The sequence below is a fragment of the Pseudoalteromonas sp. MMG005 genome (assembly GCF_018101015.1).
Taxonomy (GTDB): Bacteria; Pseudomonadota; Gammaproteobacteria; order Enterobacterales; family Alteromonadaceae; genus Pseudoalteromonas; species Pseudoalteromonas aurantia.
In genome coordinates this window covers 42,177-54,672 of the sequence record NZ_JAGJEK010000005.1, presented here as the reverse complement: position 1 = coordinate 54,672, position 12,496 = coordinate 42,177, and the positions used below count along the sequence as shown (strand labels likewise).

The 12,496-nt window shown below is 43.5% G+C and carries 7 protein-coding genes; all 7 read right to left on the bottom strand.

Annotated elements, in window-relative coordinates; all coding sequences use genetic code 11:
• Position 1 precedes the first annotated feature (1 nt).
• Entirely contained in the window at positions 2-484 is a 483-nt protein-coding gene (locus J8M01_RS05400) for a hypothetical protein (protein ID WP_210998312.1), read from the bottom strand.
• A 228-nt stretch (positions 485-712) separates the two neighbouring features.
• Positions 713-1,675, bottom strand: coding sequence for a DUF4376 domain-containing protein (locus tag J8M01_RS05395; RefSeq protein ID WP_211057279.1), 963 nt, complete (start codon positions 1,673-1,675; stop codon positions 713-715).
• A 152-nt stretch (positions 1,676-1,827) separates the two neighbouring features.
• Positions 1,828-5,166, bottom strand: a complete 3,339-nt coding sequence (locus J8M01_RS05390) for a hypothetical protein (RefSeq protein WP_211057278.1) — start codon at positions 5,164-5,166, stop codon at positions 1,828-1,830.
• 368 nt (positions 5,167-5,534) lie between these two features.
• A complete protein-coding gene (locus J8M01_RS05385; protein ID WP_211057277.1) occupies positions 5,535-6,083 on the bottom strand; it encodes a phage tail protein in 549 nt (182 codons plus the stop codon).
• A 689-nt stretch (positions 6,084-6,772) separates the two neighbouring features.
• Positions 6,773-10,132, bottom strand: a complete 3,360-nt coding sequence (locus tag J8M01_RS05380) for a hypothetical protein (protein ID WP_211057276.1) — start codon at positions 10,130-10,132, stop codon at positions 6,773-6,775.
• A 307-nt stretch (positions 10,133-10,439) separates the two neighbouring features.
• Positions 10,440-11,453, bottom strand: coding sequence for a phage tail protein (locus J8M01_RS05375; protein WP_211057275.1), 1,014 nt, complete (start codon positions 11,451-11,453; stop codon positions 10,440-10,442).
• Positions 11,454-11,460: 7 nt separating this feature from the next.
• Positions 11,461-12,297, bottom strand: a complete 837-nt coding sequence (locus J8M01_RS05370; RefSeq protein WP_211057274.1) for a baseplate J/gp47 family protein — start codon at positions 12,295-12,297, stop codon at positions 11,461-11,463.
• Positions 12,298-12,496: the final 199 nt, after the last annotated feature.

The window sequence follows — 12,496 nt, the reverse complement described above, 5'->3', positions numbered from 1 at the left end:
CCTAGAAGCTGAGGACAAATTCAAAGGTTTCACGCACCCCTTGATCTCGATACATCGCAGGCCGATGCTCAACCAACATCAACACACCTGGGTCAACAATGTCGCTCGGTGCATGATAAAACTTACCCGCAGGCTCGCCGCTACTTGGCTGAGTCCCTACCATCAAGCCCAATTCACGTATGGTTTTATCAAGGGCATCGGTAAAGTCGTAATTGAACTCACAATATATATGTGGTGTTGCTTGCGAACTGGCAGTAAAGCCGCCTTCTGGCACTTGAATTTCACCATTGACGTCAGGTTCACAATATAACACCCGGCGCGCTTTGCGATATCCTAAAACTTGGGTTAATTGTGTGCTTGTGCTTTGCTCTGTAACAGGGGTGGTGTCCCATTGTGGTTCTCCCGCCCCCCATGCTAAATAGATACTTTGTGCTTTAACGGCTTTAGCCAGTTCAATTCGGCCCACTCGCGTTAATATGGCCACTATGACCTCCTATTATGTTCATCAGTTTGTTTTAGGATCTACTCACATCACATGTGTTGCATAAAAACCTAAAACCCAAAAAGCCGCGTCACGGGGGATGCGGCTTTACGTAAAAGTACGTATGTTGTTTAAATTAACTCGTGTTACCAGAAGTAACCGTATTATTTGACGTAACCGTGTTTCTAAGGCAACTCGCTACGCATCATTTGTGTGCAAAAAAGCACGCTTTTAAGATGCTGGCACCCATAATGCTGATTGCTGCTCACCTGCGAGTTTACAGGCCTCAAACAACTGCTTTTTACTCACTTGCACCACATCATTATTGGCTAATACCCACCTGGTTGTTTGTGCATCTTCCATCAGCAATAACGCGCGTGCCATGCGCTGCTGGCTTAGCTCGTCGGCATCAAACTCCATGCCTTCTACAATAACTGTTTGCTGTGCCACTTTACGCGCTCGACTTGCTTTAAAACGTGCGCGCTGTACTTGTGCAATATATTCTGCACTGTGTGCCTGCGTTGCAGAATAAATACGCAACACATGTGCTTCATCGTCATATTCTTTGCGCTGTACTTGCGTTTGTGTTGTAAGTTCTAAGTCAACCTCAACGTATTCAGTCCGGTAACAGCTGCGGCGCAGTGTCATGTCTATTTTTGGTTGCTGTGGCAACTCAGGCACTTCGACCAAAGCGGCTTCTACGCCATTATTTTCAGCCGAGCTTTCAGCTGTACTCTCAGCCATACTCTCAGCCGCTTTTACCGTCGCATTATGTGCAAGTGCGTCATCGCGCTTGGCTTGCGCTATAACAACTTCTAGCTCCCATTGCTGGTATGCGGCAACATGCTTGGCTTGCTCATAGGCAATGGCTTGCTTTAATGCGGTATCAATTTGTGATTGCGGGTGGCGCAGCGCCATTTTCGTCAGCACCTCTTCATAGCTGATTGGTGTAATCTGCGCTTCATCCGTAGCCTGTTCGCTTTCATCGCCTTCTTGGTCAGAGGTTTGCTGCGCCGCATCTGGTGTTTCTGGCGTTTCTACAGTGTGTGCTGGGGTGGCCGTCGTTGTTGGCCCTGTACTGTCTAATTCCGTGCTTTCTGATTGTGCATTTTCTGGTTGTGTATCTTGCATTTGTTCAGGCGTCAAAGCGCCCGTATCGGCTACATTCGCCGAATTTTGTTCATTCTGTTCCATGATTTTCCTTATGGCACCAGCGCCCATACATAGCTGTACGTCAGTGGCCCTATTAAAAAGAGATAACTGCAAAGTGGATGACTTAACAGGTGATAAATTACTGAGTGATAACTTAAAAGCTGATAAGTAAAAGTGATAAATATAAAAATGAATTAACCGTGGTGCGCAATGCCAATCGGTATTTGCGTATGGTGGCAAAATACTTTCACCGTGTTGCCGTTCAGGTCGGTTTTAACATTTTCACCGCTAACGATAGGAATGATTTGGTCGTCGCCCCAACCAGCCACATAATGTGGTATAAAATAGGTATTGGGGTCTGCCACTGAACCTCCTGCACGTATATTTCCATCACTATTTTTTGACCACGTAATATCGTCAAACGCTGCGCTTGTGGTGGTATTACAATACCAAACACCACCAGCTAATGGAGAGTTAACCTCTGAAGCAACTCGGTAAATCGAGCCTTCCGTCGCCTTTATTTCTGAATTATTCAAGGTTATTTGCACAATCGTCGGCGTATCGTACTTCAACTCAGCACCATGAAATTGCAGGTATAATAGGCCATCTTTTTCAACAACAGAATGCGCTGTTTTCACGGCAGAACTATTATTAGTAGGTACTGACATATTGAGTGGAACATTCATCCATGATGCGTAAATACTAGAGAAACTAGGGTCTCTAGGAAAGTTAGCCTCATTGAGTACGTAACGTTCTAACTTGGCAAAACCAAAAGCATTAGTGCCTGCGCCAGACTTATTATTAGTCGCAACTTTACCCGTCAGACTTGGTTGTAAACGATTACCAAAATATGGTTGATAGTGCGCCCCGTACCAAATACCACCTTGCTCATCAATGACTGATGAAATGCTACTCGCCTCTGTGAAGTTCGAAGGTGCTTCATAGTGAAATAAAGAAACATAGCGAGCATCTGGGAATGTGGCACCAGTTGTGTTAGGTACTTCGTGTATTGTATGTGTACCCATTGTCCATGTCGCACCATTATCAAGTGTATAAATTCTTGGGTAATTACCTTGTACATTCTTACGATTAAATATGAATGGCTGGCTTATACCATCTAAAGGAATCTGAGGAATCCACTGCCCAACAACACCATTAGGGAATGTGGCTGCAATCCGAGCAGGATCTCCAACAATGTCTACCCAAGGGAGTGAGTCGAATTCTGAGCTGAACGTAGGGCTATTAAATAGAGTCATTACTAGATCAGATTTTAAGTTTGTAGCAGCCAAAGTGCCTTCAGTTAACTTTACGTATATTAAGCCCTTGTTAGTTGTATGAAGCATAACTTCATCAAATATATAATGTTTCTCATTTAACTTAAAGCCACCAATAGTAGGGGAACCAGCCATTGTCGTTCCAGCTGCTCTTGGTATATTACGAGTTAATGGATGATTATAAAAATCCATGTCATCATCACTAAATACAACCCAACCTCTACCCGTTAATCCTGTACTTGTATTCTTTATGCTATGAATAACATGTGTAAAAGGCACCTTACTCTTTCCGCGCAAAGTGCCTGCAACCGCTTTGCGCATTGTCTCTTCACGTAACTGATTCACATCAAGCTTGTTGGCATTGAGGCGTAAGTCTTCTATCTGTCCTGCGTAGATTGCATCGTAGTGTTTGTATTGGTCTGAGCGGCCTGAGTCGGCATCTTCTGCCCCTATATACCCTGAACGTGCTGTAGGTGTTGGTCTAGTTCCAAGGTTTTCTTCTTCAAAACAATGAGCTGTAAAGTTAATTAAACCAGCAGCACTATTAGAGTGCCATTTAAGATTTAGACTAACTCCAACTACTGCCCAAGTTTTACACCCCATAGGATTATAAGTTGGGTGATACGCACCTTGGTTCATTCGTTGTACAAGGGCTATAGGAACTGCGAAGCATTTATTATTGTGTCCTATTCCCTTCTTTGAAGCAAAACCCTCAAAATCACTGTCGTTAATTATCTCACGTTGGCTATTATCTGGTGGATTGAAGTACCCGTTAGATGACGTAGAACCTGAATCATAATAGTCATCAGATGATACATTCTGACCTCTAACGTTGAAGTAAGGGTAATCCGCATTACCTCTATTAGATCTCCAACTTGTAGCTATGCCTCTATATGCGTGGGTGTAGTCAAATTCATCCCCAATCCCTTCAACAACCCGAATTCTATAACGCACTTGAATATAGGCTTTGACCTCTGGATCATAATAAATATTGTGCGCTGGGTTCGCCAGTAACTTAGCGCGATTTGCTTCTGACAAACTAGACCATTTAGCACCATGACCTGTAGTATCGGCATCCCATTCGCCAAATGCACTGTAACCCTGTGCCACCAAGTTATTCTGCAATGCAATACCTTGGTAATCGGTTGCACCGTATTGCACATTACCCAACGGGTAAACCACATCTTTATCAGCAATTTTTTCATGCCATGACTCAAGAAATACGAGATCTTTACGAGAAGTAATGACTGATTCTGTTGTTGGTAGCACTTGAAACGTATGAACCTTAAGAGCCTGATCAACGGCAGGATCTGGGACTCTAAAATAAACGCCTCCTGACGTGATCGTATAATTAAACGTTAAGTCTACAGTCTTACCGGCTTCTAGGATAATACTCTTCATCAGAGGAGCATCTCCCGCTGGAGAGTTACTATCTCTCAGTTCAAGCGTTTTTGTGATAGATGATTCCACCCGCACAACAATTTTAGCAGAACCTGCTGGCTTTCCTGTCGATAACGAAAAACCACTTGGTTTGGTACTTTCAAATTTAAAAGTGCTATTCGTTACATCGTATGTGCCATCCGCTACAGAACCCAGTTTGATTTTTCTTTCATTAAACGCCTCAGTAGAACTTGCATGTTCGGTCACTATGCCTGTTGCTGAGTCATAAGTCTTAGTCCCGTCTGGGGCGGTAGGAAACTTAATCCGATTCATTAAATCCAAATTGCTCGAATTAATTAGGCTTAATTTATGCGTCACGCCATCAATCACACTTTCGGGATAATCGGTGTTTGATACTCCTTGTGGGTTTGTGCCTTGCGAGCCCGTTAGTAACTCATTAGTATATCCCGCAGACAGCGCTGATTGATATAAACCATTATTGATCCATTTAGGGCTCCAATTGCCTTCGGGTTGATAGCACTTCCCCCACTCCACAAAGCCACTGCCTGCATACTGTTTTTTTCGAATCTCTCGCAAGGCATCAAACTGGGCTTTGGTCATCACATGGGGGTTGGGGTTAATTTTTTCAGCATCGGCGATGATGCTTGCCAGCGTGTCAACCTCATGGCTGTTACCCGCTATATCTTTAAAGGCCACCTTGCCCGTTTTGGTGCGCCAGTCGTCCATCACACTGTGATTTTGTGATACTACATTAATGGTGTCGATGCCGTTTTTCACATCATCAATCAGCTTGTTGGCTGAGTCGGCATGTTTTGCTGCTTCTAAAGCAACATCTGTGAGTGTTTGTTCTAAAGTCATAAAAAGTTCCTCGTTCAAAACCTGTTATGTACAAACCATTTAAAAGGTGCTTCACAACAGGCCCCACTTAGTCTGAATAGCCTAAAGGCTACCAATTATGCTAAGGGGTTTGTCTCTCGCAAATGGCATTGTGTGCTGTTTATTATGCGACTTACTTGCTGCGCGGCACATAAGTCGATGCCATTACCGTGTTATTGTGTCGGTAGTCAGTACTAGGAATTAGATGCTAAGTATTAGGTGCTAAGAATCAGTTGCTAAATATTAGATGTTCGGTATTAAATGTTAATGCTGATTTACTGACATCATGTAAATAACACCCTGCTGATCGCTACTTAGCGATAGGTTCTATTACTAGCCCTATGAAAGCCCTATAAACCCGCTTTGCGCAAGCGCTCTTCTAATAGCATATTGCTATGTGCTTGCTGTATGAGGTTTTTACCTTGCAATAACTGTGCGTGAGTCAAACTGGCGAGTTCTTTTGCCATAAAAATATTGGCGTTATTCACACCCACTTCAAAACTGATGTTATTTGATGGCAACGTCGACACATCGAGGGTAAACATTTCTACCCAGGCTGCATTGGCTGCTTTATGATTGAGTTGCTGATTAGCAATACTGTACACGGCTGCTAAGGTCCCTTCTGACCAAATACCGATTTCTTTTACATCGTACGTTAAGTCGCCGTCAAATAAGGCACTAAACCGTAGTTGGTTGTTATCGAGCTTTTCTGCGCCTCCAATAGGCACGATTTGTTGTTGTTGACGTAATTGCGTTTGGGTGTCACTGGGCGTATACGCTTCGCTGCCCGCCGACACATGCGTGATTGTTAAATTCAATCCTTGCTGTGACGCCGATAAAAGTTTAGCGAGCCCTTGTCTAGTCCAAACTACCGCCGAATACGTTGTCGATGTAGCCATGGCTTTCTCCATAAAAAAGGGGATTAAATGTATTTTATCGTGCCAACCACTCTCGGTTTTTCCAAGCACGCGATAGCGTACTTAGCGCCTGTTGCAGCTTAGTTGATATAAAATACACAATAAAATGATAGTAAGTAACCTCAGCTCTGGATAAGCGAATTTGCCCAATAAAGCTATTTTTCTCACTATCGGTGTTGCTTTCATTTGTAATAGCCCGCTATTACTGCATAAAAGCGCCTTGATATTGAAAAAATATCATCATTGGATTGTACGTAAGTGTGTTTTCAAAATATTTCCTATTCCAAAACCCTTACCCAAACCTGAGGTTAAGTAGCGATGTTGCAAAATCACAATGAACGCACGTTTTTGTATTCACTTAAATACACCTCAGTGCTGAAACTGTGCTCACAATACCGCTACTATACCCCCTTCTTAAAAAGAATAACGGACAACTTTGCCCTCGCCATTTTACATCTCACATGTGAGATGTGGCAGTAATACGCTTTAACTCTCAGATACTTGGAGAAATAGGCCTGCTGTGCCGCCCAATAAATAACCTCGTATGAGCTAACAATAAATGACCTGCAATCACTCAAAGCGTACTACCGCTGGTTTTGCTTTTCATGTAAGTGAGTCATACCAGTAGCATTATTTAATACAACTGCCTGGCTCCAACCAGGCTAACTTGCTTAGTTACTGGCAATTCCCAGTGGTATTTGCGTATGGTGACAAAACACCTTCACCGTATTGCCGTTCAGGTCGGTTTTAACATTTTCACCATTAACGATAGGAATGACTTGGTCGTCGCCCCAATGGCTATCAAATGAACGAATTAAAGTGAACTTAGTGCCGGTATTAGTCATAACTTCACCTACATCATTCAAGGTATAACCATTGTAAGAGCTGGAGTTCCAAGTGGTTCCTGCGTGATCAACTAATGCTACCATCGGCCTGTTTACTAGTGCATTATCAAATCCCTGAAACAAGTAAACATGACCTTTTGTAATAGATCCTGTAGGAGAACCCGCATTAATTACAGTCATGTCAGCTATGGTGCGAGGTGTATGTTTCAATTCAGCACCATGTAGCTGCAAATACAGTAGCCCGTCTTTCTCAGTGACAGTTGAGAGTGCTTTAACGGCGGGTGAGCTATCGTTTGGTTTATCTAAACTCAAAGGAGCATGAAGTGGATCATCTCCAATGACAGAAGTCCACCCTAAATCACCATCAGGAGCGTATTTAGAATACTTAGTTATAGATACAAATTCTTGTAAATAAGCACCACCACTACGCTTACCTACTTTACCCATTAGAGATGGTTGTAACCTATTCCCGTACTTTACTTGATGTGCTTGGCTAGCATATACATCGCCCACATCGCCAACTACAGCTGTGCTACTTGAGGATACAGTGAAATTTGAAGGTGATTCGTATGTATGAAGTTCAACCCGTGTTGACGGTTTAGTACCTGTAATAGTATTTGTAATTCCGTTAACTGAGGTAGAAATTGATGTCCAGCTTGAAGCATCATTATCAGTATATAGGGTTGAAATAATAGAGCCTTCTGACTTTCTATTGAGATTTAACTCTAATTGGGAACCATTAGGAATCTGAGGGATCCATTGCCCAACAACCCCATCAGGGAATGTGACTGCAATCCGTTCAGGGTCTCCGATAATATCTACCCAAGGGAGTGAGTCGTATTCTGCTGAGAGGATATTAGTTCTGTATAGAGCTGCACTGACAACAAGACCTACTGGAATAGGGTCAGAAACAAAGAAAGTCCAAGCTGAACCATCACTACCAACACTGATGATGTCATGTACTTTGCCTGTCGCATCCTCTACAACCTGACCAAAACAATTACCTTCTAAGTCCAATCTATCTTCATATACAGAACCAAAACCAGTAATATCCCCGTAAGCAATCTTGATAGCGCCAGAAGAACTACCAGTAACTGTCTTACTTGAAATGAAAGTGCTGGTAAATGGTACACTTCCTTTACCCCTCATTTCACCAGCTACAGCCTTACGCATACTCTCTTCCCGTAACTGATTCACATCAAGCTTATTGGCATTGAGGCGTAAATCTTCTACCTGTCCTGCGTAGATAGCATCGTAATATTTATATTGGTCTGAACGACCTGAGTCAGCATCTTCTGCACCAATATAGCCTGAACGTGCTGTAGGTGTTGGTCTCGTTCCTAGGTTTTCTGGTTCAAAACAATGAGCTGTAGAGTTAATTAAACCGACAGCACCGTTAGAGTGCCATTTAAGATTAAGACTTACCCCAACTGCAGCCCAAGTTTTACAACCCATAGGATTATAAGTTGGGTGATAAGCGCCTTGATTTAAGCGTTGGACTAGAGCAATTGGGATTGAATAACATTTATTATTTGACGAAATACCTTGCACAACAGAACCATCGTATTTGCACGCAAAGAAAGCGCCAATACCAGCCTCCGGGTTTGACTGAACTGTAAATGGCGTTTTGTACATACCTAACCCCCCCTCAGGGTGTGACCCCAAGTCAAGTACTTCTATACGAGCTCCTCTTGGCTTTACAACACTTTGTTGATTACTTGAACTATGCCCTAAAAATTTATTAATTACGGTAGTGTCATCCGCCTGTACTCGGTGCCACTCATTTCTCTGCCCCTCAATAACTCTAACTCTATACCTAACTTGAATTAACTCATCAGCTTCTGAATCGTAGTAGATGTTATTTTCAGGGTTATCTACGAACTTCTTACGTTCTTTATCCGATATAGTTGACCATCTAGCCCCCCTACCCTCCGTAACAGTATCCCACTCACCGAAAGCCGAATAAGACTTAGGTATACCAAAAGTACTTTCAATAGGCCATACGGGAACGCCGCTTGATTCTGATATTGTTGAAATAAATTGAACATTTCCAAGAGGGAATACAATGTCTTTATCGCTAATCTTCTCATGCCATGTTTCTAAGAATACGAGATCTTTACGAGAAGTAATGACTGATTCGGTTACTGGCATAACTGATACATTAGATACAATAACCTCAGAACCTAAGCCAGTACCAGTATAAAATATGACGACAGAATCTACGGTCGGAGTACCACGCAGTATATACTCTTTAAACTCAGTGCTATCAAGAGTAACTTGCTGCATATGACCATCTGTTGCATTCCAAAAAGAGAGGCTAGCTGATGTACCATTATTCGTTCCTTGCCTTGCTACGACTCTGACGATGCACTCTACACCAGCAGTGAGACTGGCTTGCTGGGATACGTTACCTGTACCAGATGTGGTGGATGTCACCGTTATTACCTTGTCCGTAACTGACAGGGTTGCATTATAAGGAGCCCAATTATTAGCGCCATCTCGAAAATCACCGTTAGTAACCAATCCTTCAAAAGCCTGTGCAGCGCTTGCATGCTCAGTTACAACACCCGTGGCTGAATTATAGGTTTTGGTGCCGTCCGGCGCTGGTGGAAAAGGTATATTGTTGGATATGGAATCAGGTTCGTTTACGCCCTCTATAACATGTTGAACGCCACCCACAGCCGCTAATGGAAACGCTGCTTTTGATACCCCTAACCCGTCACTGTCTCTACGCCCAAGCTTTATTGCATTCGGTGTAGTCTGAGCGTCATACATACCTTGGTTAATGGCAACCTCTAACTCTCCATCTCTGTGCTTCCCCCACTCTACAAAACCACTGCCTGCATATTGCTGTTTACGCAGCTCGCGCAACGCGTCAAACTGGGCTTTGCTCATCACATGAGGGTTGGGGTTGATTTTTTCACTGTCTAAAATCAATTTTGACAGCGTATTAACCTGTTTATTTTGGCCTTGTAGGTTTTTAAACGTGACAGTACCATGCTTGGTCTGCCAATCGTTCATGGCCTGATAGTTACTATCAACAAAATCATGGGTGTTTTGAATATCGCCTTTTACGGCATCTATTGTGGCTAAACTACTTGTTACACTGTTGGCTAATTTCACACTTTCGTCTGTCAGCTCTGCAACATCAATTTGTAACTGGGTTAATCCGGTTTCGATTGTCATGGGAAGGTCCTTTGAAGGTCATGCTTATCCGCAAGGGAGTGTTATACCAACCTGATTAAAGTAGTGATTATGCTAGCGGGCCAACAGACCCATTAACGTCACTATTTAAAGCAATTGGTATCAAAATGGAAAGCGTGTTTTGTGCTAAATACAAAACACGAATTGATTGGTGGTGCTCAGGTTTGGGTATGCTCTTAAACCCAAACTTATCTGCATTTCAGTGCATTAAATACTAGAAATAAAAGTACTGGAGATAACAGTACTATAAATAAAAGAACGATAGATATGAGTACTTTAGATGTGAGTACTAGGAATTTGGTACTTTTGACGTCATATTCAGTGTACCAAAGTTCATGCGGCCCGTATTAGCACCGGCAAAGTAAAGGGGTTGTACGGTGCGTATTTGGCTATGCGCAATCACGGCTTTACATAACTGGCCTTGGCTGCCATTTACGGTGCCGTGTAAATCGCCCACCCAACCGCCTTGCCATGTGCCAACCCAGCCACGTTGAGCCAGTATTTTTTGCTGGCTGGTGGTGCGGTGACGAACCAGCTGATTTGGTAAACGCGATGGGACATTGCCACTTAGGTAATAACGCCATGGCTGCACAGTATCGAGCTGTTCACTGGTTTTAATGCGGGTGCGATGATGGCCAAAGTGTAGCTGCTGTAGCGAGCTGTCTATCTGTTGGCTACTGCGATTACCAAAACTGGCTTTGCAGAGCATTTTACCATGCTCAAAAACAGGCACACCTGAATAGTCTGATAGAATATGGCCAAAGCCCGATCGCTCACCTGATAAGGTTTGATTACGAATATCATAACCATGGTATAGCCGGGTGAGCTTGGCACTGACTGGCGCTGATAATTGTGCCAATTTAGTCACATTGCTGGTACGCCCTTTAGGCAACTCACCTAAATCAAGCTGATAGGTGTAATGATGCCTGCCTGGTGCGGTATTTTCAATGTGCACAGCCGGTAAGTTAAGCCAGCTGAGCGCCAATTCTAAACTTTTCGGTGTGCCCCGAATGCGTTGCCACGCAAGGCCATCTTTTAAGGTTTGCCGTAAATTTGTACTATATGGCAAAATCGCTTCAAGGCCATATTCCCACACCAACCACATCAGCAACGCATCATTTGGCTGCGCTTTTAAATTGGTTAATTGTGAAATAGCATCATTATAAGGCGCATGCTGCTGACTTAATAACGCTTGTTGTTGTAATTGGCTGTGATTCGGGGGTAGCAATGCGTGCGGTTGTAACTCACTTTCATCAGCTGGCGGCGATGTTTGCTTCACATGCGTAACATTCGTAACTTGCATAGGCTCCTCACTGACAGAGTTTTAATGTGACAGTACCCATCACAGCACACTGGGTTTTATCAATACTTTGTAATTTTTCAGGTTGACGCAACACCACATCTCGCACGCCTTTTTTGTGCAGCTGTGCGCTTAACCAGCTGGGCGTTAAATCCCACCCCAAACGCGCTTCTTCTTCCCACGCACTGGCAAGTGACGCTTGCAGTTCATTAAATACCCGTTCAGAGGTGTTTTCTTGCAAATAAACATCCGCCGCCACATCAATGTATATCAGCTCAGCTTTATTCACATCTACCGTATCCGTGAGCATTTTTACATCACTGGCGGTCACCGCACTCGCAGCTTTGGCAACCACTTCATCAACATCGTGCTCTTTTTTAACCAACACCGTAATGGTGACTAAGCCATCTTTTAAGCTCTGGACTGACACATCAAGAATGGCCGTTGGTGCAGCATTGAGCGCATGTTTACGGTAGTGCACATCACTGCCTGCGGTACTTGATGCTATGGTGTTATCGCGTATACGCAATCGATAGTCATCATCTGGCTCCTCGCTAAGACGCAATACACCATAAAACGCTCCTAAATGTTGTAAATCCGCATGGCTTGCTTTGGCCAATAAGTTCGACGCAGCAGCGTCGTTTATGCGCTGGCGTAGCAGCGCCTCACGGTAACTTTCTACCTGTAACCACACATTAATTGGATCACTTTCAAGCTCAAGAGCATCAGAGTATGCCGGTGCATATTCAATAAAACGTTGCTTACGCTCGGTTAAAATGTCTTGATAAGAAAGTGGTTCAATGATGTTTGGTTCAGGCAGGGTTTGTAAATCAATATGTGTGGTCATGCCACCCCCTTGTAAAACACTAGGGGCTGTTGATCTTTGCTGTTCTATTTTTGTTCTCTTTGAGCATGCTTTTATCGCGCCGCTTAATATGTGGCCTAGTAACCTAAGCGAATATTAAGCAACAAAGACAAAGGGGTGCTCAAAAGAACTGGTAGGCAGTGCTTGATTGGCTTTCTACTGTGTTATCGGCTGATTCACA